The organism is Candidatus Parakkermansia intestinigallinarum, from assembly GCF_944389695.1.
Taxonomy (GTDB): domain Bacteria; phylum Verrucomicrobiota; class Verrucomicrobiia; order Verrucomicrobiales; family Akkermansiaceae; genus Akkermansia; species Akkermansia intestinigallinarum.
Genome location: NZ_CALXNG010000019.1, coordinates 1 through 23,398, shown reverse-complemented (window position 1 = coordinate 23,398; position 23,398 = coordinate 1). Strand labels below are relative to the sequence as shown.

The window sequence follows — 23,398 nt, the reverse complement described above, 5'->3', positions numbered from 1 at the left end:
TCGCGGCATGGATGCAGACAAGAAGAAATCGCTCGCAGCCATCTCATCCGTCATCTGGAGTGCCCTGCTGACGGTCATGAAGTTCATCGTCGGCCTGATCACCGGCTCGCTGGGTATGCTCTCCGAAGCCTTGCACAGCGGCTTGGACCTCTTGGCGGCCCTCGGCACTCTCTTTGCCGTGCGCATCGCGGCGCGCCCCGCCGACGATGACCACCCGTACGGCCACGGCAAAATCGAAAATCTCACGGCGCTGGGCGAAACGCTGCTCCTTCTCGTGACGGCGGGCTGGGTGATTACCGAAGCCATCGAGCGCCTGATGAATCCGGAATCCCTGCACGTTGAGACTTCCGTCTGGGCCTTCATTGTCATCGCCGTCTCTCTCGTCGTCGACGTCAACCGCGCCGCCATGCTGCGCCGCGTCGCCAAGGAGACCAAGAGCGCGGCCCTCGAGGCAGACGCCGCCCACTTTGCGACCGACATCTGGAGCAGCGCCGCCGTGCTGCTGGGCATCACCGGCGCCGCTCTGGCCGGCATGACCGTCGAGGGCAGCTGGCTGCACTGGCTGCTCATGCGTGCCGACGTCTTTGCGTCTCTCATCGTCGCGCTGCTGATTCTGCACATCTGCAAAGATCTGGGCATGCAGGCCATCAACAACCTCATGGATAAAGCCAACGGAGAAGCCGCCGGCAAAATCCGCGAGCTCATGAAGGATCGCATGCCCGCCTACCCCCTCATCAGCCTGCGCGTCCGCGAAGTCGGCAACCGCGCCTATGCCGACATGTGCGTCGGCGCCCCGAAGGAGCTCCACGTCGACACGGCGCATGAAATCGCCGACGCCATCGAGGCCCTCCTCGCCGACTCCATACCCGGATTGGAAACCATGGTGCACATCCAGCCCATGGAGCTCGAGAACCTGACGCCCAACATGCTCGTGCGCCAGATTGCCCTCGCCCACCGCTTCGGCGTGCACGGCCTCGTGCTGCACGATACCCCGGAGGGGCTGATCGTCTTCACGGACCTCGAACTGCCGGGCGACGCCGTCATGGGCGCGTGGTCCGTCCCCATCCAAGCCTTCCGCTCCGAAGTCCGGCGGCGCCTGCAAGCCGCGCGCGTCGTCGTCCACGTCGAGCCGGATGTGCGCGAGCTTCGGCATTATCCCGCCGAGCTGCCGCCGTCGGAGGTCTGGAAGGAGCGTGTGCGCCGGGTCATGATTGAAATCGGCGCTCCCCTGCCCGACACCATCGACACCTACTGCTGCGACGACCGTCGCCTCTGCATCGTCTCCATCCCCGCCGAGCCCCGCCTCAACGTCAGCGAAAGCCACCTGCGCCTCAAGCAGCTTGAAGAGAAATTGAGTGCCCGCCTGCCCGACACCGCGCGATTCATCGTCGCCTACAGCTGAGCGACGGCCGCTCGACGGCGCGAGCGGAGCCCCGTCCGCATCCCCCATCCCCCGCTGCGTGCGCCCCGTCCCGCCGAGCACGGTTGGCCGCACGTCGCGCGCGAGGCTGCGGCTGAGCCCCCCGGCGGTGAGGGAGGAATTCGCATTGAGGGCGGTGCCAAATGAACGCTGCCGCCCGGATGCTGAAAAGCCTTGACGCTTGACGGAGCCTGAAAGATGTGATAGCCTGAGCGGAACGTAACATGTACCTGCGCTCCCTCCTCATCAACATCTGCTGCATCGCCCTGAGCACGGCGCTCGCCACGGTCATGACCGGTGCCGCCGCGCTGCCGACCGCCGTCTTTGTCACCGTCGTCGTCTGGCTTTGCAATGCCGCTTGGTTCAACGCCGTGTGGCTCGCTCAGTGGCTGTCATTCGGCCGGAAGCTCCTTCGCCGAAACAGAGCCGCCGATGCGGCTGCTGCAGAAGCGTCCGAGTCCGGCGAAGCCGCCGAGTCCCCGAGTGAAACAAGGGGCTCCGTGTTGTTGGCGATGTTCCGAGAAGGCTGGCGACTGATCCGAAAGGACTCCGTTGCCGATTCCGTCGACCGGAAAAGCTACAGGCTCACGGCTCTGTTGCTGTTGCTCGTTCCTCACGGCATCTTTGCCCTCGTCACCCTGATCAACATGCTCTTCGGCGGTCACCTCCCCGACATCATCGGGCTGCCGCTCAGCCCCGCCTTTTACGGCTGCGTTTATCCGGCCGCCATCCTGCTCTGGGGGCTCTCCCTCGGCAAGGCCATCCTGCCCCTATCCCTGAACATCCTGAAACTCCGCTCCTTCCGGCGCTGAGCAACGGCGGAGCCTCCGCGCCTCGCCCTTGCGGCGGGCGGCGCAGAGCGTCGGCGCGGGTGTGCGGAGGTGAGGCTCTGCACCCCTTGACGCGGCCGCCGAGGGACTCCGTTCGGAATTCCGCCCTTCGGCATCGGCCTTCGTCAGAGGACACCGACCGCGGCGGCGCCCCTGTTTGTTGCGGACTCCCCGCTCGTTTTGCAACTCCCTGTTCGTTTTGCAACTCCCTGTTCGTTTTGCAACTCCCTGTTCGTTGGGTGTCCCCGCACCTTGGGCGCCCCCATCGCAGCGCATCGACGGGCGGCCGGATGACGCCCGTTTGAACGCAAGGGACGCAGCGCCGACAAACAAAGGCTCTTCGACCGACAAGCCGAAGACCCCTTGCGAGATGCGTCAGCGGTGCTGCCGTCAGAGCTTCACCTGCATATTGAGCTGCTCGTCCTCCTCCGTATCGTCGCCGCCGTGGGCCAGAATGAACTGGAGATCATTGAGGTCGAGGCTCGAAGCGAAGCCCTCATCGCCCAGCACGTTGGTGACCAGCTGATTCTTTTGGTGCTGCAGGACGCGAATCTTCTCCTCGACCGAATCGCGCGTCAGCAGGCGGTAGGCAATCACCTTGTTCTTCTGGCCGATTCGGTGCGTACGGTCGATAGCCTGACTCTCCACGGCAGGGTTCCACCACGGATCGTAGAGCACCACGTACGAAGCCGACGTCAGGTTCAGACCGGCGCCGCCCGCCTTGAGCGAGAGCAGGAAGACGCTCGGCTCCTTCGACTCCTGGAAGTGCATGATCTCGGCCTTGCGATCCTTCGTCTGGCCCGTGAGGTAATTGTAGGGCCGCTGCTCGGCCTCGAGTCGCGACTTGATAATCTCGAGCATCGAAACGAACTGCGAGAACACCAGCACCTTGTGCCCCTCCTCGCGCAGCTGATCCAGCAGATAAAAGAGCGCGTTGAGCTTGGCGCTCTCCTCGTGAGCATACTTCGGATCGACGAGCCCGGGATGGCAGCAAATCTGACGCAGGCGCATCAGGCCCTGCAGAATGGCGAAGGAGTTCTTCTTCACCGACTCATCCGAATCGACACCGAGCAGCGCCTTCTGAATGCGTGCCAGCTCAGCCTTGTAGAGCTTGCGCTGCACGCCCTCCATCTTCGCGTAGACCTCCTCTTCCGTGCGGGGCGGCAGATCCTTGGCCACCTGCTGCTTGGTGCGGCGCAGCAGGAAGGGCTTGAGTCGCGCCGCCAAACGATTCTGGCTCTGCGAATCCTTGCGCTTGTCAAAGCGTTTCTTGAAATACGCACGGCTACCCAGCACGCCCGGCATCGCAAAGGCCATCAGAGACCACATATCCAGCAAGCGATTCTCAATCGGCGTACCCGAGAGCACGAGGCGGTTGTAGGCCGTGATCTCGCGCGCCGCCTTGGCAGCCTTCGAATCGGGATTTTTGATTTGCTGGCCTTCGTCGAGGATGACCGTCAGCCACTTGATGGCGTTGATCTGCTCACCGCAGACGCGCAGCTGCGCGTAGTTGATCACCACCATGTCGTAGTTGGCGAGGATATCATCCACCCCGGCCTGCTCCTTGTTGCGGATCACCAGCACGCGGACATCGGGCGCGAACTTGGCCGTCTCACTCGCCCAAACATCGAGCACCGACTTCGGGCAGACGATGAGAACGGGCGGAATGACCACCTTGCGGCGCCCCTGCTTGTTGCGCCGCACGTAATCCTCCCGCAGCCAGAGCACATAGGTGATGGACTGAATCGTCTTACCGAGACCCATATCGTCGGCCAGAATACCGCCGAAACCGTTGACGGACAAATAGGCAAGGAAGTGGAAACCCTCAATCTGGTAGGGGCGCAGCGTCGCGTGAAGCGTGCTCGGCACGTCGGGTTTGACGTCGATCTTGATCTCCGCCGTGCGCTCTTTGATGCGTTGCCAAGCCTTCGGGTCAAACACCTCGGCCGCACGCGGATCTGCCAGCTGCAGCGCGTGCATGCGGTGCGTCTCGCCGGAGAGGTCGAAGGGGTCGAGACCGAGCTTCGTCACGGCGTCGCGCTGCGCGTCATCAAGCTTGATTTCAAGGCGCATCCAGCGGCCGTCATCCATGCGTACGTAGCCGCCTCGGGCTGACACCAGCGAGCGAATCTGCTCCTTGGTGAGCGTCACGCCTTCCACATCAATCACAATGCGAAGGTCGAACCAGTCAATCTCCTGATTCACCACCTCGAAGCGAATCGCCGCCGCCACGGGGTCTGCCAGCAGAGACTTCAGATTGTCGTCCATCTCCACCTTAATCGTCTCGGGAATCGACTTGCACCATTCGGCAAACTTCTCAGGGAACTGCTTGGTAATGCGGCTCTTGAATGAAGCCAGCGGCGTATCGTAGGTGAAGTTCATCTCCTCGAGCAGGTCCGGGATCGGGTAGAGGTAATCGCGCATGAAGCGCAGCAGCGTGCGGTCGTGCACCGGCACCTGCTCCACCACCTCCCAGTCGTCCTTGCCGAGGCGCTCCTTGCGGCGGCCGGGATCATCCTGAGCCGTCACATCCAGCAGCACGTGCTCCGTCTCGGCACTCGTCAGCCCGCGCACAATCTTCATCGTGAAGGTGGGCTTCATCTCGATGTCCACCACGCGATCCTCGAGACTGGGCGGCAGCGTTGCACCGATCTTGCGCAGGAACTCCACGCCCTCGAGACTGTCAATCACCGTCTTGGGAATCGAATAACGCGGCTCCACCTCCGTACTCTCCATCCAGCGCGGCGGCCCGGGGAACACCGTCTCGTCGGACTGGTAGAGCTCCACCTGCCCGGGGAGCTGGCGGACGGAGTGCGTCACGTGCACGCCGGCAGCCGTCACCAGCTGCAAGCCGTAGCAATCAGGCACGATGGGATCGTCGATGCAAATCCACTTGAGCGGCTCCTGCACCACCTTGAAGTAACACTCGTCCAGATTGACCAGATAGCCCTTGAGGGCCGGCTGGTGGAAGAGGCGATTCATCAGGCAGCAGGACGACTCGTGGTCGAGATCGAGAATCACCGTGTCCTCATGGTCGGCGAAATCGCGGAGCACGTTGAGCAGGATATCGGACTGCGGATCCATCTTGAGCGCGCCGCGCGTGTACTCCTCCACAATGGCATCCAACTGGCTGCGTTCACGGATCGTCGTCCACTCGTCCGTCTGTTGCAAACGATACTCAAAACGCGCCTCATTGATCGTCGAAATCAGGCGCATGTGCAGCGCGTGGCGCGGCGGCTGCGGCGGGCGTTCGTTGACGCTCTGAATGCGGTCATACCACGTGCTGACCTCCTTCTCGCGCTCCCATGCGCGAATGCGGCGCTGCACCTTCTCCAGATCCGTGATCACATTCATGAACTCCGGATACTGAATGCGTTTCTTGGAAAAGGCGTAGGCAATGTAATTCCAGAACTCCTCGATATTGCGCGGAGGCTCGGGCCAGAGGTCGAGCGCGTCATAGCCGGTGATCTCCCAGCGGGAATTGAGGCGCACCAAATCGTGATCATGCACCTCCTGCTCAATCACGAAGCGGCGATAGCGCTTTTCGAGTTTGAGCACGAAATCCGACTCCTGATCCTCGAGATCGCGCCCGAGCTTCTCCTCCAGAATATCCGAGAGCGGCACGTCATCGAGCTCATTCGGACTCTCGGGCATGTTGGCGCCGCGGTACATGCGCTCCACCATGGTGGCGATGAGGCAAGCCCCGGCCAAATCCGCATCCTCAGCCGTGCACGAGCCAAACCAGCGGTTGCCCTGCAAGCGCAGACTGGTGCGAAAGACACCCTTCTTCGTCTCGACACGCCCCTGAATAAAGAGGTGATTGCCGAAAATCTGCGTCACGGCCCCTTCCTTCTGCAACTTTTCACCCTCATTTCGAACCTCCTCCGCATACGAGTTGAGAAAGTTGAGGGTAGCACGATCGGGGTTGAGTGATGGACTTAACATTTTTTATCTGATACGTGTGCGATGTTATGCGCGCCGCATACCGCTCCGAATACGCAGAGGCAGCGGGTATGATGTTACTTTACCATGTTATCCGTAGGATTTCAAGATTGTATTTTTTGTTTTTACCGATTTCGGCCAAACAAAAGGCAAAAAACCGCCGTCCAATCGCCCTGCGGCATGCCGATGCGGGGATGATGACAGGATGAACTCTTGCATCAGCGGAGCCTCTGTGTTAAAAGACGGCGCGATGAAAACCTGGCTCTGCGCCCTTTTTCTGCTGTTGGCCCTCAGCGCGGCACGTGCCGCCGTGCCCGCAGACTGTACACAGGCTGTCGTGGGCATCGCCGACGGATGGGACAACTCGCGCGTCACCCTCCACCTGCTGGAGAAAGACCGCAGCGGCCGCTGGCAGCGCGTTCTCGGCCCCGTTTCGGCGAGGCTGGGTCGCAACGGGCTCGTCTGGGGTCTAGGCCTTCACCAACTGCCGAAAGGCGCACGCGTGAAGGTCGAGGGCGACGGCCGGTCACCCGCCGGAATCTTCCCCATCGGGGGAATTTGGACAACCAACAAAACCCCGGTGAGGCACCATCGCAACCTGCGGGAAGTGCGCGTCGGGCCGGCGGATCTCTGGGTCTCAGACCCCGCCACGCCGCAACTCTACAACCGCTGGGTGCGGCTCGACCACCCGGCCTCAAGCGACTGGGAAAAGCGCGAGCAGATGCGGCAGAGCGATTACGCGCACAGCATCAAGCTGCTCATCTGTCACAACACGCCGGAAATCCGCGGCTGCCCCGTCGTCGGGCGCGGCTCGTCCATCTTCTTTCACATCTGGCGCGACAACGGCAGCAAACCCACGGCGGGCTGCACCAGCATGGCCGAGTCAAACCTGCGCGCCATCATTGCTCGCATCGACCCCGCCCGCAAGCCCGTTTACATCCTGCTGCCGAAGGCGGAATACCTGCAACGACGCCGTGCGTGGCGACTCCCCTGAGCCGAGCACCAAGACGTGCTTTCCGCTTGACTCCGGCAACAGAATCGTGTAGATAAACAGCCAGCCATGCGTAGAATCTCATCATCCGCCATACTCAGCGCTCTCCTTGCGCTGACCTGCCTTCCGGCCGTCGCTGCCGACAACAATCAAACCTTCGACCCCGACAAGCAGGGCGAGCACAATTCTCAATACAAGCAATTCTGGGTCGGCGTCTTCGACGCCAAGGGAACGGCGCAGACCTGCATCAAGCTTTCGACCATCGTCTCGGTCAACATCCATACTTACATGCTGGACGGCGCGACCAAGATTACCGAATGCACCATCGACACCCTCGGCAACAACTCGATCCGCATCTACGGCTCCGGCTCCGACCGCGTGCAGCGCACCCGCGAACAGCTGAGCAACACGCGCGACCTCATCGACGGCAAGACCGGCGGCGCCTCGCGCTACCCCGGCAAAAAGTTCCCCGAGGGAACGTACAGCCACAACATCGAATTTCAGGTGGACAGCGCCGCTGAAGTTCAGAGAATCTACGAATCCGTCCTCAAAGCTTGGTTGAACAACAAGGGCTGCGTCTACAGATCCTGAGAAGCCCGGCCCGAGATTTTCCGCTTGTTTTTCAACTGCCTTTTCACCATTTTCATCACATACCCCATATGAAAAAAACACACATGACAACGCTGGCGCTCGCCGTCTCGGCTCTTTCGCCGCTGGCCTTCGCCAACTCCGAATCCCCGACCGATCAACCCGGCGGACCCGACGCCACGCCCACTTCCGGCGAGACTCCCGCTCCTGCCCCCGCCCCCGCTCCGGCTCCGGCTTCCGCCGCAGCCGCAGCAGAGGATGATGAAGAAGCCCTCTTCAGGGCGGCCGAGGAAGCCGCAGCCAAAATCACGCAGGATCAGGCCTTTGAATTTCTCTCCGTCGCCGTCGGGTACCAGCTCGGGCGCGACATGGCAACGGGGCTGCCCGGCTCCAAGGCCGAGGACCTCAATGAGCAGACCCTCCTCCAAGGCGTTGCCGACGGCCTCTCCAACCGACCGGATCCCGAAATCGCCAACCTCGACGTCACCTCTTACCTCTACGCCGTGCAGAAACTCATGGCCAAGCGTGCCGGCGAAGAGCTCCCCGTGCCGACCGATCTCAGCCCCGAGGAGCAGAAGAGCTACAATGAAGTCGTCGCCGCGGCTGACAAGATCAGCGAGGCCGATGCGCTCAAGTTCTTCAACTACTTCATGGGTTACCAGCTGGGCCAGGGTATCGGAGCCGACTTCGCGGGCGTGGCCGCCGGCGATATTCGCTTCTCCGGCATCAGTCAGGGTGTCCAAAGTGCCTATAGCGGCAAGGTTCCCGAGCTGTTCAACTCCCCTGAGAAACTCGCTCCCTACGCGATTGCCCTCGATAAGATTCTCTGCGATCGCCTCATGGCTCAGGGCGAAGTCAACCTGAAGAAGGGGCTGGACTTCCTCGCCGAAAACGGCAAGAAGGAGGGCGTCGTCACCACCCCCTCGGGTCTCCAGTACAAAGTCCTCACCGTCAGCACGGGCGAGAAGTACGATGAGAAGAAGCACGGCGCGAATGCGGAATGCAGCGTGACCTACGAAGGCCGCCTCATCGACGGTACCGTCTTTGACGCCACGGAGGTTCCCGTCTCCTTCCCCATCAACGGCGTCGTTCCCGGCTTCTCCGAGGCTCTCAAGATGATGCCCGTCGGCTCGGAGTGGGAGATCTACATCCCCGCCGAGCTCGGCTACGGCGTGCAGGGTCCGTCGATCATCGGCAGCAACTCCGTGCTCATCTTCAAGGTGAAGCTCCACGGCCTCAAGACCGGGCGCGGCACGGCCGGCAACCCCATTGAGCTCACGCCCGAGCTCGAAGCACAGCTGCGCCAGCAGGGCCTCATCGGCAGTGAAGTCGGCACGGGCACCCAGCCCGCGGAGTAAGGCCGAGACCTTGCACCATCATTCGCGTTTTCCGGCAGGTCGGGGCAACCCGACCTGCCTTTTTGCTGATTCGTCTGCTTTTAGCGAGGGAGCCGACCTGCCCTGCGGAGCGCCCGTCTCGCCTTCCCGCCGCCCTGCGCCGAGATCGGCTTCCGCCTGTCAGAGAGCGATGCCGCATCTCGGCTTGCCTTTCGGGCTGCTTCTGCTACAATGGGGCCATGACTGAACAGCAGGACATGCAGAACGTGATGAGCTACCTCATCGGTTACCGCCTCGGCTCTCAAATCCTCCCCCAGATGCTCCCCGGCATCACCGCCGCCGACATCAGCGCCGAGAAGCTCGGCAAGGGCCTCGTCGACGGACTCAACGGCGACATGGACATGAGCATCGTCAACGAAAAAATCGACCGCTACCAGCATGAGTTCCTCTCCATGTTGCACCGTCGCGGCGAACAGAAAGCTCAGGCCAACCTCGAACTCGGGCGCAAGTATATGGAGGAGAACGGCAAGCGCGAGACCGTCACCACGACCGCCAGCGGCTTGCAGTACGAAGTCCTCACCCCCGGCGGCAGCGAGAAGTACGACCCCGCCAAGCACGGCGACGCCCCCACGGCCAAAGTCATGTACAAGGGCACCCTTGTCGACGGCACCGTCTTCGACCAATCGCAGCAGCCCGTCGAGTTCAACATCCGCCAGGTCATCCCCGGCTTCACCGAGGCGCTCAAGCTCATGCCCGTCGGTGCCAAATGGCGCGTCACCATTCCGGCCAAGCTCGCCTACGGCGAAAACGGCCCCGGCAGCATCGGCCCGAACAGCACCCTCATCTTTGAAATGGAGCTGCTCGGTCTGACTCGAGCCTAATCCGCTCCGTACGCCGACAGGCCTTGCCCGCACCGGCAGGGCCTGTCGTCTTTTCGCGTCATCAGCCCCTTTCCGCATCCGCCCCTCTCCCGCGTGTACGACCGCGAACAACTCAGCGACATTCCCGCCGTGCGCGAGCTCGTCGCTCTCATGCAGGCGCACGGCGTCACCCGCTGCGTTCTCTGCCCGGGGAGCCGCAACGCCCCCATCGTGCGGAGCCTCTCGAGCTCGTCAGCCTTCAGCTGCCGAGCCGTCACCGATGAGCGGAGTGCCGGCTACGTGGCGCTCGGCTGGAGCGCGGCGGCGCACGGTGCGCCCGTCGCCGTTTGCGTCACCTCCGGCAGCGCCCTGCTCAACTTGCATCCTGCCGTGGCCGAGGCCCATTACCGTCACCTCCCGCTGCTCGTCCTCTCGGCTGACAGGCCGGGGGCTTGGATAGGCCAACAGGACGGCCAAACCCTCCCCCAGCCCGGCGTCTACGGCACACTGACCATACGCAACCTCAGCCTGCCCGAGAGCGGCGACGCCTGGCACCGCAACCGACTCATCAACGAAGCCCTGCTGGCGCTGCAACGCCGAGGCGGCGGACCCGTGCACCTCAACATCCCGCTGGCACCCCCGCTCAGCGGCGTCTGTGCCGCAGAGCCCGCCCCGCCGCGCGTGATACGCCTCAGCAGGCTTGACGACGAGGCCGACGGTGACCTTCTCCGCGCGGCCGTCGCGGCGGCCCCTCGGCGCATGCTGCTGCTCGGGCAACTCCCCCGGCGTCCGCTCTGGGCCGAAGCCTTTCGCCGCGCCGGCTGGGCCGTCATCGGTGAACACCTCAGCAATGCCGGAGCCATCGCCCAAACCCTCCCCGAACGTTTGCTGGCGGCGCAGCTGACGGACGAAGAAGCCTGCGCCCTGAGCCCGGACCTGCTCATCAGCTGCGGCGGCTGCCTCTTCTCCCCGCGGCTCAAACAACTGCTGCGCCGCTGTCCCCCGCGCGAACACTGGCACGTGAGCCCCGACGGAGAAGTTATCGACAGCTTCTGCTGCCTGAGCCGCTGCCTCGTCGGCAGCCCCGAACGGATGGCCTTCCTCGCCGATGCGCCCGCCGCCGACCGCCGCTATGCCGAGCGCTGGATGCGCCCCGCCCGTCCCGCGGGCTCGGCCGCAGCCGGCAAGGGCGAGCCGAGCTCCCCCTCCGGCGGCTCTTCCGAGCCCTCCGCTTCCGCCCCCTCCGGCCCCGCCCTCGTCGGAGCCCTTATGGCGAAACTCCGCCCGGGCGACACCCTGCATCTGGCCAACAGCTCAGCCGTGCGATTCGCCCAGCTCTTCGACTTGCCCGACGGCGTGCAAGTTGAATGCAACCGCGGCACCAACGGCATAGAAGGCAGCCTCTCCACCGCCCTCGGCTACGCCCTGAGCCCCGAAGCCCGAGGGTTGCAACTGCTTGTTATCGGAGACCTGAGCTTCTTTTACGACATGAACGCCCTCGGGCTGCCCGAGCTGCCGTCCTCTCTGCGCATCCTGCTGCTCAACAACGGCGGAGGCGGCATCTTCGCCACCCTGCCCGGCCCGAGCAATCCCCTCGTCAGCGGCATCTGCCGCAGCCGAGCGAAAGGCTGGGCAGTCAGCTGCGGCTGCCGATACCGAGAACTGCGGCAAGCCGGAGAAAGCGCCGAAGCCATAGCCGGGCTCATGGAGCGGGAAAGCGACGGCCCCGTCCTGCTCGAAGCCTTCACCGACGCCGCCCGAGATGCCGCCGAGTCGGCGAGACTCCTCGGCTGAAGCCTCCCTCCCGCGCACGCCTTTCCCCATCCCCCCTCTGCCGCAGCCCCCTCGCTCCCCCAGCCCCCCGGTCCCCCGCCGCCACCGCACAAGTCACCCCCACATCCACCCATCCGCATCCCCTCATCCACCATGAAACGCGATTGGCTTCCCATCAAGCAGTACGAAGAAATCCTCTTCGAGCAATACGGCGGCATCGCCCGCATCACCATCAACCGCGAACGCTACCGCAACGCCTTCACCCCCCTGACAACGGCAGAAATGAGCGACGCCCTGCGCCTCGCGCGGGAAATGGCCTCCGTGCGCGTCGTCGTCCTCACCGGAGCCGGCGACGTCGCCTTCTGCTCCGGCGGCGACATGCACGTCAAGGGCCGCGGCGGCTACCTCGACCGCGACGGCGTGCCGCGCCTCTCCGTGCTCGACGTGCAGAAACAGATCCGCTCCCTGCCCAAACCCGTCATCGCCGCCGTCAACGGCTTCGCCATCGGCGGCGGCCACGTCCTGCACGTCGTCTGCGACCTGAGCATCGCCTCCCAAAACGCCGTCTTCGGGCAAACCGGACCGCGCGTCGGCAGCTTCGATGCCGGCTTCGGCTCCTCCTACATGGCGCGTTGCATCGGGCAGAAAAAAACGCGAGAAATATGGTTCCTCTGCCGCAAGTACAGCGCACAGGAAGCCCTCGACATGGGCCTCGTCAACAAAGTCGTCCCCCTCGAGCAGCTGGAGGACGAATACGTGCAGTGGGCCGAAGAAATCATGCAGCTCTCCCCCATCGCCCTGCGCCTCATCAAAGCCGGCCTCAACGCCGAGCTCGACGGCCAGGCCGGCATTCAGGAGCTGGCCGGCGACGCCACCATGCTCTACTACTTCTGCGACGAAGCGCATGAGGGCTCCCGCGCCTTCCTCGAGAAGAGACCGCCGGACTTCTCCTCCTATCCGAACCTGCCCTGAGCCCATCCCCCTCACCCGCTCTCGCCCGCAACTCTCTTGCTCGCAACCGAGATATCCAAGGCAGCCGCCGCCGAAAGCGCCCTGCGTGAATCCCTCAGCCACCTGCCGCCCTTCCGGCTGCAGGCTGAGAAGCGCTTGCTGCACTTCCGCCGCCCCGCCCGAACCTCGCGCGGAGAGCTCATCGAGCGCCCCGTCATCCTCATCCGCGCGCAGAGCGGGGAGCGCGAGAGCCTCGGCGAATGCAGCCTCATGCCCGGCCTCTCCCCCGAAGCCGACACACTTGACGACGCCAAGCTCGAAGCCGCCCTGCGCACCGTAGAAGCACAGCAAGCCCTCCGGCCGGAGCAATTCAGCAGCACCCCCGCCCTCCGCTTCGGCATCGAAGGCGCCCTGCTGAGCCTTCTCAGCCCCACTGCCGCCCTCTGGGACACCCCCTTCACGCGCCAAGAGCAAGACATCGACATCCATCACCTCATCTGGATGGATAAGGCCCCCGCCATGCTCGCCGCCATGCGCGAGGGCGCGCGGGCGGGAGCGCGCTGCCTCAAACTCAAAATCGGCGCCCTGCCTCTCGCTGACGAGCTGGCCATGCTGCGGGACATCCGCGCCGAGATCACCGACATCGAGATTCGCGTCGACGCCAACGGAGCCTTCAGCCCGGCGGTCGCCCTGCCCGTGCTGCACGAGCTCGCCGCCATCGGCGTTGCCTGCATCGAGCAACCCATCGCCCCCGGCCGTCGGCAGGACATGTCCGCCCTCTGCCGCTGCTCGCCCCTGCCCATCGCCCTCGACGAAGAGCTCATCGCCGCGACCACCCGGCCCGAGCGCGAACAACTGCTCGACCTCATCCACCCTCAGGCCCTCGTCATCAAACCCTCGCTGCACGGCGGCCTGAGCGGAGCCGCGCAGTGGGCGCGCCTCGCGGACGAGCGCGGCATCTCATGGTGGATCAACTCGGCCCTCGAGAGCCACATCGGCCACAGCCTCCTGACGCAATGGTGCGGACTGACCGCACCCGAGCGCCTCCACGGCCTCGGAACCGGCAAACTCTTCACCGACGACACCCTCCGCGACATCGAGCTTCGCGGGCACCGCCTGCACTGGAAAATTTATACTGGAAAACCCCGCGCGTCTGTGGTATAGAAAACGCGGGGACACCAAGCAACCCATCCCCCGACACGATGAAGAAACTCTGCCTCCTCGCTCTCCTCACGAGCCTCGCCTGCCTCAACCCCGCCCTTGCCGAGTTTGACGATCAGGCTCCGGCCGACGCCCGCGTCGGCAACTGCGACCTCATGGCCTCCACGACCCTGCGTGCCGTCTACGTCGGCCCCGTCGACATCGACGGCCGCCACTACTACCGCTTCACCGTCTCAACCACCCTGGCCTACAAAGCATACAACCGCTATGCCAACAGGCCCCTGCGCTACGGTCAGACCCTCGATATCGACGCCGACTCCGGTCGCCCGGGGCAGCCCGGCAGCGTGTTGAACGTCATCGCCTCCATGCAACCCGGCGAAGAAGCCGTCATGCTCATCGACCACGTCTTCCTCTTCGTCGATGACTACTACGGCAACCAAATCGTCTGCACGCGCATCGCCCCGATTCGCCCGGGAGCTGCGGCAACGGGCGCACAGCCTCCCTCGTCCGCCGGGCAGCCCTCCACCTCCGGGCTGCCGGAGACAGAGACACCCGGCCTGCCCTCCGTCGGCGGGAAAACACCCAATGATCGGAGCGACCGCACGCCCTCCCTTCCCGCACCGTCCGGCGGTGATGACACCATCATCGAAACCGGGAATCCGCAACCGATTGCCCCCGATCGCCCGCTGCTCCCCGAAGGCGACGGCTTTTGATTGCGCCTCACGTCCCCTCCCGCCTCCTTCCCTCTCGGTATCATGTTCAGCGCCTCCGCCCGACACCTGACCTCCCTCGTCGCGCTCAGCCTCATCGGCTCGGCTCCGCTCGCCGCCCAGCAACCGGCCTACCCCGCGCCGCTCCCGTCGGCCGTGCAGCAGGTCGGCAACTGCGACCTGCTGGCCTCCGACACCGTCCGAGCCGTCTTTCTGGACATCACCTCGACCGACCGCGGCGACTACGTCGCCCGCTTTGAGATCGTCGAAGCACTCGCCCATGAACCGATAAGCCCCCACGCCAAGCTCAACGCCATGCAGGTCGGCGAAACCTTCAGCATCCTGCTGCGAAACGACGTTCCCGGCCAGCCCGCGAGCATCATGCAGGGCTTGGTGGCTCTTCGCCCCGGGCAGCTGGCCGTCATGAGGCTCGACCGCCTCTTCATGCTCGACCCGTCCGACTACGGCGAGCGCCTCGTCTGCGCGCGCTTCCGGCCGCTGAACAGCTCGGCCAACCAACCGGCCGCCGGATCCGAAGGCGGGTCTCAGGCAACGGCGACGCCGAACTCCGTCTTCAAACAAAACACCAGCACCATCAAATACGAAGTGGCCGACGACGGCAGCATCCGCGAGAAACAGTACATCAACGGCGAAGAAATCCCCCCGCCCGAGCTCTACCACGTTGATCCCGCTGAGGAGAGCCGCGAATCCGACACCGGGAGCAGCAGCTCCGATGCCCTGCCCGCGAACATCCTGCCCGAGGACGAAAGCGACGTCGAGCCGACGACACCGACGCGCCTTCAAACCCGCCGCCTCACCCCCTCGGCCGGCGGCAACCCCGTCAGCATCAGCGGCAGCCGCGCCAAACCCTGAAACCGAGCGCTGCGGAGGCGCAAAACTTGCATTTCTCCCCCTCCGTTCGGCCTTTTTTTCTGGATTGCCACCGCAGAGCGTGGTAGAATACCCCTATGGTAAGAATTCTCGCAGCGACAGATTTCTCTGACGAAGGCAAACCCGTACTCGACTTCACGGCCAATCTGGTAAGGCAGTGCGGCGGCAAGATGTACCTTCTCCACGCCGTAGAGCCCTGCATGATAGACGCCGCCGGCAGCATCCCCTCCGGCGACCTGCTCGGGGGCTTCTCTGCCGTCTCCATGCCCGACGTGTCCGACTGCAACACGGTGCTTGAGATGGCCGACAAGCGCGCCAAGAAGATGGCGGAAGACATCGGCCGGCAGTGGGACATCCCGATCTACGGCAAGGCGGAAGAAGCCGATGACATCGTGGAGTGCGTGCACGACTTCTGCGAGAGACACCACATCGACGTGCTGGTGATCGGCAACCGTCACCATTCCCTGCTCACCTCCATTTTGCTCGGCAACACCGCTGAAAAACTCGTCCGCGCCGCCAAGATTCCCGTCACCGTCGTTCCCTGCGGCTCGAAAGCCAAACAGGTCTGATGATGAAGGTCTTGTTCGTGGGAGACGTCGTGGGAGAGCCCGGGAGGCTCACCCTCTATCGGGCCTTGCCGGAGCTCAAATCGGAATACAGCATCGACGCCGTCGTCGTCAACGGAGAAAATGCGGCAGGCGGGCGCGGCATCACGCCTGCCATCGCGCACGATTTCTTCATCAACGGCGTCGATGTCATTACACTGGGGGATCACGTATGGGACCAAGCGGAACTGGCCGCGCGAATCGACGAACTGCCCACCGTCCTGCGCCCCTACAACCACCAAAGCAACGCCCCGGGCTGCGGGAGCTGCGTGATTGCCACCCCCGCGGGAAGCTTGGGTGTGCTCTGCCTTCAAGGGCGCACCTTTATGAAGACGGGAGTTGAAAACCCCTTTTCGTGTGCCGAATCCGCGGTGGAGTCCCTGCGCCTGACGTCCGGAGCGCAGGCCATTGTCGTTGACTTTCACGCCGAAACAACGAGCGAGAAAATCGCCATGGGCCGCTTCCTCGACGGGAAAGTTTCCGCCGTCCTCGGCACACACACGCACGTGCAAACCAACGACGCCTGCCTTCTGCCGGGCGGCACGGCCTACCTGACTGATGCGGGCATGTGCGGGCCGCTGGACAGCGTCATTGGCCGCAGCGTCGAGCCCGTCGTCAACAGCTTCGTCACCTGCATGCCGAGAAAATTCCCCGTCGCGAGCTGGCCGACCCGCCTGAGCGGAGCCGTCATCAGCATCGACGAAACAACGGGGAAAGCCCTTGAGATCACCCCCCTCAACCGCATTTACGAAAAATGACGGACCGCGAGAGATTCGGCGGCATCGCCCGCCTCTACAGCGAAGAAGGCGCCGACAAAATCGCGCACTCACGCGCCGCCGTCGTCGGCATCGGCGGCGTCGGCTCCTGGGCTGCGGAAGCGCTGGCCCGCAGCGGCGTGGGCACCATCATCCTGCTCGATCTCGATGACATCTGCCTGACCAACACCAACCGCCAAATCCACGCTCTGGAAGGTCAGTACGGGCGCCCGAAAGTCGACGTCATGGCCGAGCGCCTTCGCCTCATCAACCCCGCCGTCCGCACGATACCCATCCAAGCCTTCTACACCCCCGGGCACCCCGAACGGCTTTTCGACGAGAAGCCCGACGTCGTCATCGACGCCATCGACTCGATGAAATCGAAGTGTCACCTCATCGCCGAATGCCGGACGCGCGGCGTGCCCATCGTCACCTGCGGCGGCGCCGGCGGGCGCATTGATCCGTCCCGAATCGCCGTCGCCGACCTCGCCCGCACCTGCGGAGACAACATGCTCTCCCAACTGCGAAAAATCCTCAGGCAGCAATATGACTTTCCCCTCTACGACCGCTGCCCCGAAATCGGCATTCCCTGCGTCTACTCGAGCGAAAAACCCCGCTTCGCCCGCTGCGACGGCAGCGTCAGCCTCGAGCGTGAAGCAGGCCACGTCGGCCGCATCAGCTGCCATGCCGGCTTCGGATCCGCCGCGCACATCACCGGAAGCTTCGGCCTGATGATGGCCGGCCTCGCCCTCAACATCCTCTGCCCCGACTCCCTGAGCAGCTCGGCCTGCAGCACCTGCACACCCAAGCCCTGACAGAGCCCTCCCCCGCACCTCTCGCACCTCTCACACCTCTCGCACCTCTCGCACCTCTCGCACCTCTCACACCTCTCGCACCTCTCGCACCCCGTCCCCCTCTATTCCCCCTCGGCATGAACCCCAACGGCAAGGACAGAACAGCCCGCCCGAACAAGCACACCGCCCGCAGCGAAAGCCGCTTTGAGAAAACGCCCACGCGCACCGTCGTCAAATCGCTCGACGAAGGCGCCTTGGCAGACATCCTCAGCCGACAACCGCAGGGGCTCTACCTCGTGCTCGACTGCATCCAAGACCCGCACAACCTCGGCGCCATCCTCCGCACCGCAGACGGAGCCGGAGTCGCCGCCGTCATTGCGCCCAAAGACAAATCCGTCGGCATCACCGAGACCGTCCTGCGCGTCTCCGTCGGCGCGGCGGAAAAAGTCCCCTTCGTGCAAGTCACCAACCTCGCCCGCACCATGAAAGCCCTCAAAGAAGCAGGGCTCTGGCTCGTCGGCACATCCGACCACGGCGACCGCTCACTCTACGAGACCGACCTGCGCGGCGGCATCGCCATCGTCATGGGAGCGGAGGGTGACGGCATGCGGCGGCTCACGGAAGAGAACTGCGACTTCCTCGTCCGCATCCCCATGCACGGCAGCGTGCCCTGCCTCAACGTCTCCGTCGCCACCGGCGTCTGCCTCTACGAAGCCCTCCGGCAGCGCGAGAGCGCCGGCGAACACGACGCATCGTGAGCAATCAGACACCAGAACCCGGCAGCGACGCCGTCATCACCCCGGACGTTCCGCCCGGGGCGCTGCTGCGCTTCATCTCGGATCTGCATCTCGGCCACGAGCGCAGCGAAGTGAAATCCGTAGCCGCCTTGGCTCCGATCATCAGCGGGGCGGACGTCCTCGTCGTCGCCGGAGACTTGGCCGAAACGCGGAATTGCCCTTGGCGGCAACGAGCCCTCGAACTCAGGGAAGACTTTCGCGCCCTCTGCGCCCGCATGGGCGTCCGGCTCATCGAACTCTCCGGCAACCACGACCCCGACGTACGCCCCCTGCTTGCCCGCTTCTACGGCGGCGAAGTCGTCGCCATGCACGGCCACGCCCTCTTCAAAGAAGTCGCCCCGTGGAGCTGGGAATACCTCCGCAACCGCGACGCCTGTCGCCGCCTCATCGCTCAATACCCCAAGCTCGAAAGCGACCTCACCGAGCGCCTCGAACTCTCGAGAGCCGTCAGCCTCGCCACCACACCCATCATGCGGCGCGACGGCATCCGCAACCGCTGGCTGCGCGGCTTCATGCACTGCTTCTGGCCCCCGTCGCGCCCTTGGAACATCATTCGGGCATGGACAACCTGCGGCAAAAGAGCTCGTGAATTTGCCGAGCGCTTCCTGCCCGACTGCCGCATCCTCATCACGGGGCACTTTCACCGCTCCGGTCACTGGAACTACGGCCGGCTCAACATATATAACACCGGAGCCTGTTTTCGGCATGCCCGCCCCTATCTCGTCGATGTGAGAAACGGCCGCGTCATCAGCTACCGACGCGCCACTCAGTAATGACGCAAAATTAAGCCTCAAAGTCATTTTTCACCTTGCGCAGGCGACGGTAGTATGCTAAATTTCCCCTGCAGTTAACCTTAATCTCTCTGACTTATGAACAAAACACAACTGATCGACCTCATCCAGCAGGAGCTCGGTGAAGATGCCACCAAGAAGTGCGCGGCTGATGCCCTCAACGCCACCCTCAAGGCTATCACCAAGGCCGTTGCCACGGAGAAAGTCCAGCTCGTCGGCTTCGGCACCTTTGAGACCAAGACGCGCCCCGCTCGCACCGGCCTCAACCCCCGCACGAAGGAGCCTGTGCAGATTCCCGCCTGCAAATACGTCTCCTTCAAGCCCTCTTCCTCCCTCAAGAGCGAAGCCTGAGCGAAGACATCTTCTCCAAGACCTCAAAAGCAGCGCCCCCCTCAATCGGCGGGCGCTGCTTTTTTATGGCCGGACGCCTCGTCCGAGCCGAACCTATCTTGCGCGCCTCCCCCCCATCCGCTCCTGCCCGCAAGCAAGACAGGAGTGCAGCCGTCGCTAAAACTCCCCGCAGGAATCACCCCCGGGAGTCTGCCCGCACGCCGACATCCGCAAATTGAAAGCTCGATGCCTCCAAGCACGAGCATACAATCAAAACGCCCCCGGCTCATTCGAGAGCCGGGGGCGCAGATGAATAAACGCAGGAAGCGCAGCCTTACTTGCGCAACTGCTCGCGCGTGGGCTTGAGAACCGCCACCGGCACCTGAACCTCAGGCAAGCCCTTCGCCTTAATCGTCACCGTCGCCGTGCCGCTCTTGCCGCGCTCACCGCGCACCACGGCCACAATGCGGCCGTTGAAGAATCTCTGGTTGGTATCCTGCATGCAAGTCTGGTCAACCGGATTGCCGTTGCAGAAGCCCACCAGATCCGCCGGCCCCTCAATCGAGAAGCTCACCTTGCGGGAATCCGTCGGCACAACGTTGCCCTTGGCATCGACGAGAGCCAGCTCGATGAAGGCCAGATCGCGTGCATCACCGGCAATCTTGCTGCGATCAACCGCCGCCTGAACCTTCACGGCCTTGCCCGTCGTCACGCGCGTCGCCGTCGCCCAAGGCTTGCCGTCCTTCTTGACGACAACCTTGAGCTCACCGGGCTCGTAGACCACATCCTCCCAAGAGAAGCGGTGACCGTTCTTGGAGATCTTCATGCCCGCCTGGCCGAAGGTCCCGCCCTCGCCCTTCTTGCGCACGCCCTGACTCTTGCCGTTGAGGAAGAGCTCCGCCTCATCGCCGGAAGAGAACACCATCACCGGCGTCTTCTTGCCCACGCGATCCGGCCAGTTCCAATGCGGCAGAATGTGCGCCTGCTTCACCTCCGGAGCCCAGCGGCTCTGGTAGAGGTAATAGGTATCCTTCGGGAAGCCGGCCAAGTCGATAATACCGAAGTACGAACTGCGGCTCGGAGCCTTGTTGCCCATCGCCTTGAGCTCGGCCATAGCCTTGGCTTTCTCCTCCTCGGAGGCCCCTTGGAAATTGCCGATGTTCGAAGCATCCTGGTTGTAGGGCGTCGGCTCACCGATGTAGTCAAAACCCGTCCAGACGTACTCACCGGCCACATTCGGATTCTGATCATGCGAAGTGAACTCGGCGTCCGGGCAATAAGCCCAGCCCGGAGCGTAGAGACCGTAGGCGCTCACCTGGAAAAGACTCGCGCCCGAGCCGATCTTCCAGAAGTTCTGCGGCTCCGGGAAGAAATAGGTGTCTCGCGTCGCCACGCAGGAGGCCGTCTCCGAACCGTAAATCGGCTGATTCGGGCGCTTGTTGATGAACTCCTTGTAGTTGGCCGGCTTGTAGTTGTAGCCGAACACATCGAGCGTCTCACCGAAGCCGTTGTAGGCGCCGTTGTAGGCATTCACGCCGACGGTATAAGGACGCGTCACGTCATACTTGCGGAACTCGGCACGCAAATCGCGCGAAATACCGGCACCGTCCGGCGACGTAATCTCCGTAATCTCATTGCCGCCGCTCCAAGCAATAATGCAGGGGTGGTTGCGATCGCGCATCACGAAATTGCGCACATCCTTCTTCCACCACTTCGGCCAGAAGACGTGATAACCATTCACCTTGTCGTACTTCTGATGCTTCCAGATATCGAAGAGCTCGTCGATGACAAGAATGCCGTGCTTGTCGCAGAGATCGAGCACCTCGGGCGCGGGCGGGTTGTGCGTCATGCGGATCGAATTGCAGCCCATCGCCTTGAGCTTCTCAATCTTGCGCTCGTAAGCACGCTCGTGGAAAGCCGCCCCCAGCGGCCCCAAGTCGTGGTGCTCGCAGACACCGTTGAGCTGCACTCTCTTACCGTTGAGGAAGAAGCCCTCGGGGCGCCACTCGATATGGCGAATGCCGAAGCTCGTGTCCTTCGTGTCGATCGTCTCACCGTCGCGCGAAACAACCGTCTTGACACTGTAGAGATCGGGACTCTCACAGCTCCAGAGCTTCGGATTGCTGACCGTCACCTCCTGCTCCACCTCGCGAGACTCGCCGGCCGCCAGCTCAACCGTCACCGGCTCGGAGCTCAGCTTGCCGATACTCTGCTGCACCGTCACCTTGGCCGGCTTCGAGCTCGTGTTGTCAACCGTCGTCTTAATCAGCACCTTGGCGGCATCAGCGGAAACCTCAGGAGTCGTCACATAAACACCCCAGTGACCGATGTGGACGGGATCCGTCTTCTCCAGCCACACGTGGCGATAAATACCCGCACCCGGGTACCAGCGCGTCGAGAGCGGCTTATTGCTCGCCTCAACCGCCACGAGATTCTCACCCGCCTTGAGGAAGGGGGTGATATCAACCCGGAACGACGCATAGCCGTAGGCCCACTCACCGGCCAGCTTGCCGTTGACGTACACCTTCGGGCAGGCCATCACACCGTCGAAATCGAGATAATAGCGCACCTTGTCGGCATCAAAATCGGCTGGGACCTCGAAAGTCTTGCGATACCAGCCGTAGCCGTTCCAAGGCAGCTTGCCGGTCTCATTGGGCTCATCCTTGAGGAAGGGGCTCTCAATGGCCCAGTCGTGCGGCAGCTGCACCTTCTTGAAACCCTTGGCCACATAGTCCGGACTGGCGGGAGAAAGCGAGCGAGCAGCCGCCTTAGGCTTGATCACCTTGCCGTTGGCATCCCTGAGCACCACCTCGCGAATACTCGCCCAAGCCTGCTGCGTCGTACCGTTCACCTTAATCTGAACCTCGGAAAGCTTCTTGCCGCCGAGATCGACAACGCACTTCGCAGACTTCACCTCACCGAGCGACTTAGTGAACATCTTACCCGCGGAGGTCATGCAGGTAATAACCGGCTCCTTAACGCGGTCATTCTCCCAGAAAATCTCAAGCGACTTAACACGCGCATCGTCGAGGCGAATGAGCAGCATGTGACCCGGATTCTTGTCAGCAGCGCACCAGCGCGTATCCATCTTGCCGTCGATGGCGTGAGCGGCCGGATTATTCGGCTGGGCACTGTCCGCGGCGACGGGCGTACCGGCTTCGGTCGGATCAAACTTCCCGAAGTACTTGAATTGCCAGTCAAAGTCGAAAGTCCGGCGGTCGCCGGCATAGGCCGTGGCCATACCCAGCGCAATCAGAGTGAGGAGGTATTTGGAGTTCATGTGGGTTCTGGATGGTGGGGTTCTGCAACCCCGTTCCGGACTACTCTAGCGGAATTGGCGGCGCAAGGCAAGAGAAAAACGTGACACCACTCCGTGAATTGCCCGCATTGCATTGCGTCAAAATAAAACGCACCGAAAGAGCCCTCCGGAGAGAAACGCCGCCCCAACGCACGCTGCATCAAACACCCGCGCGATCGCGCCGGACGGGAGCGCCGCACAGCCGCCGCGCCCCCGCACCAACCGACTCACCGGCGACCGCCTGCTCCGAAAATGACACGGGAGCTAAGCCGGACTGGTGGACGGGGCTTTTGCCGCGATGGCAGACGGCTCTGTCATGGGAGTGGCCCGGGTTGAGGATATTGGTTTGTGCCCGGATGTGCCCCAGTTTAAGACGAAGAAGGCCGCTGCCGGGCGTGAACGAGCAAGCGAGGACGGCACGACTCATGAATTGTCGGGCGGTTTTCGCAAGGATTCTCCACCGATTACCGTGTGGCGACGCAAGAATGGGGCTCTTCAGGGTCTCGAGCAGTTTTGTTGAAACCGTTATTCACCCCAGCGGCGCCACGATATCGTTATTTACCCTCACTCTGAG

At 63.2% G+C, this 23,398-nt stretch carries 19 protein-coding genes; 17 read left to right on the top strand and 2 right to left on the bottom strand.

Features of this window, described 5'->3' with window-relative positions:
- Positions 1–7: 7 nt before the first annotated feature.
- Entirely contained in the window at positions 8–1,402 is a 1,395-nt protein-coding gene (locus tag AC6UAL_RS06535) for a cation diffusion facilitator family transporter (protein WP_500682571.1), read from the top strand.
- A gap of 242 nt (positions 1,403–1,644) precedes the next feature.
- Positions 1,645–2,232, top strand: coding sequence for a hypothetical protein (locus AC6UAL_RS06530; RefSeq protein ID WP_500682570.1), 588 nt, complete (start codon positions 1,645–1,647; stop codon positions 2,230–2,232).
- Between the two features lie 408 nt (positions 2,233–2,640).
- Here AC6UAL_RS06530 and AC6UAL_RS06525 read toward each other — a convergent pair whose 3' ends face one another.
- Entirely contained in the window at positions 2,641–6,195 is a 3,555-nt protein-coding gene (locus AC6UAL_RS06525; RefSeq protein WP_500682569.1) for a DEAD/DEAH box helicase, read from the bottom strand.
- A gap of 247 nt (positions 6,196–6,442) precedes the next feature.
- Between AC6UAL_RS06525 and AC6UAL_RS06520 the strand changes: the two genes are divergently transcribed.
- The 15 genes from AC6UAL_RS06520 to AC6UAL_RS06450 all read left to right on the top strand — a co-directional run bounded on the left by AC6UAL_RS06520 (position 6,443) and on the right by AC6UAL_RS06450 (position 19,547).
- Positions 6,443–7,186 carry a L,D-transpeptidase family protein gene (locus AC6UAL_RS06520; RefSeq protein WP_500682568.1) on the top strand — a complete coding sequence of 248 codons (744 nt, stop codon included), beginning with the start codon at positions 6,443–6,445 and terminating at the stop codon, positions 7,184–7,186.
- Between the two features lie 66 nt (positions 7,187–7,252).
- On the top strand, positions 7,253–7,774 hold the full coding sequence (locus AC6UAL_RS06515; protein ID WP_500682567.1) for a hypothetical protein: 522 nt from the start codon (positions 7,253–7,255) through the stop codon (positions 7,772–7,774).
- 68 nt (positions 7,775–7,842) lie between these two features.
- The gene (locus tag AC6UAL_RS06510; RefSeq protein WP_500682566.1) at positions 7,843–9,129 is read left to right on the top strand and encodes an FKBP-type peptidyl-prolyl cis-trans isomerase N-terminal domain-containing protein; all 1,287 of its coding nucleotides are present in this window, start codon (positions 7,843–7,845) and stop codon (positions 9,127–9,129) included.
- 218 nt (positions 9,130–9,347) lie between these two features.
- Positions 9,348–9,989 (top strand): FKBP-type peptidyl-prolyl cis-trans isomerase, encoded by a 642-nt coding sequence (locus AC6UAL_RS06505; protein WP_500682565.1) that lies wholly within the window; start codon positions 9,348–9,350, stop codon positions 9,987–9,989.
- 93 nt (positions 9,990–10,082) lie between these two features.
- Positions 10,083–11,762 (top strand): 2-succinyl-5-enolpyruvyl-6-hydroxy-3-cyclohexene-1-carboxylic-acid synthase, encoded by a 1,680-nt coding sequence (gene menD / locus AC6UAL_RS06500; protein ID WP_500682564.1) that lies wholly within the window; start codon positions 10,083–10,085, stop codon positions 11,760–11,762.
- A gap of 132 nt (positions 11,763–11,894) precedes the next feature.
- Positions 11,895–12,713, top strand: coding sequence for a 1,4-dihydroxy-2-naphthoyl-CoA synthase (menB, locus tag AC6UAL_RS06495; protein WP_500682563.1), 819 nt, complete (start codon positions 11,895–11,897; stop codon positions 12,711–12,713).
- Positions 12,714–12,749: 36 nt separating this feature from the next.
- Positions 12,750–13,856 carry an enolase C-terminal domain-like protein gene (locus AC6UAL_RS06490; protein WP_500682562.1) on the top strand — a complete coding sequence of 369 codons (1,107 nt, stop codon included), beginning with the start codon at positions 12,750–12,752 and terminating at the stop codon, positions 13,854–13,856.
- A gap of 38 nt (positions 13,857–13,894) precedes the next feature.
- Positions 13,895–14,566, top strand: a complete 672-nt coding sequence (locus AC6UAL_RS06485) for a hypothetical protein (protein ID WP_500682561.1) — start codon at positions 13,895–13,897, stop codon at positions 14,564–14,566.
- 42 nt (positions 14,567–14,608) lie between these two features.
- Positions 14,609–15,436: a hypothetical protein gene (locus AC6UAL_RS06480; protein ID WP_500682560.1), complete on the top strand. Its 828-nt coding sequence runs from the start codon at positions 14,609–14,611 to the stop codon at positions 15,434–15,436.
- A 95-nt stretch (positions 15,437–15,531) separates the two neighbouring features.
- Complete coding sequence (locus AC6UAL_RS06475; RefSeq protein ID WP_500682559.1) at positions 15,532–16,023, top strand: universal stress protein; 492 nt, start codon at positions 15,532–15,534, stop codon at positions 16,021–16,023.
- On the top strand, positions 16,023–16,817 hold the full coding sequence (locus tag AC6UAL_RS06470) for a TIGR00282 family metallophosphoesterase (RefSeq protein ID WP_500682558.1): 795 nt from the start codon (positions 16,023–16,025) through the stop codon (positions 16,815–16,817). Before AC6UAL_RS06475 ends, AC6UAL_RS06470 begins: the two co-directional genes overlap by 1 nt.
- Positions 16,814–17,629 (top strand): tRNA threonylcarbamoyladenosine dehydratase, encoded by an 816-nt coding sequence (locus tag AC6UAL_RS06465; protein WP_500682557.1) that lies wholly within the window; start codon positions 16,814–16,816, stop codon positions 17,627–17,629. Before AC6UAL_RS06470 ends, AC6UAL_RS06465 begins: the two co-directional genes overlap by 4 nt.
- 116 nt (positions 17,630–17,745) lie before the next feature.
- The gene (rlmB, locus tag AC6UAL_RS06460; protein ID WP_500682556.1) at positions 17,746–18,366 is read left to right on the top strand and encodes a 23S rRNA (guanosine(2251)-2'-O)-methyltransferase RlmB; all 621 of its coding nucleotides are present in this window, start codon (positions 17,746–17,748) and stop codon (positions 18,364–18,366) included.
- A complete protein-coding gene (locus AC6UAL_RS06455; RefSeq protein ID WP_500682555.1) occupies positions 18,363–19,178 on the top strand; it encodes a metallophosphoesterase in 816 nt (271 codons plus the stop codon). The genes rlmB and AC6UAL_RS06455 overlap by 4 nt, the downstream gene beginning before the upstream one ends.
- Before the next feature lie 96 nt (positions 19,179–19,274).
- Positions 19,275–19,547, top strand: coding sequence for an HU family DNA-binding protein (locus AC6UAL_RS06450; RefSeq protein WP_500682554.1), 273 nt, complete (start codon positions 19,275–19,277; stop codon positions 19,545–19,547).
- 313 nt (positions 19,548–19,860) lie between these two features.
- On the opposite strand, the gene galB is transcribed toward AC6UAL_RS06450, so the two are convergent.
- Complete coding sequence (gene galB, locus AC6UAL_RS06445; RefSeq protein WP_500682553.1) at positions 19,861–22,806, bottom strand: beta-galactosidase GalB; 2,946 nt, start codon at positions 22,804–22,806, stop codon at positions 19,861–19,863.
- Positions 22,807–23,398 lie beyond the last annotated feature (592 nt).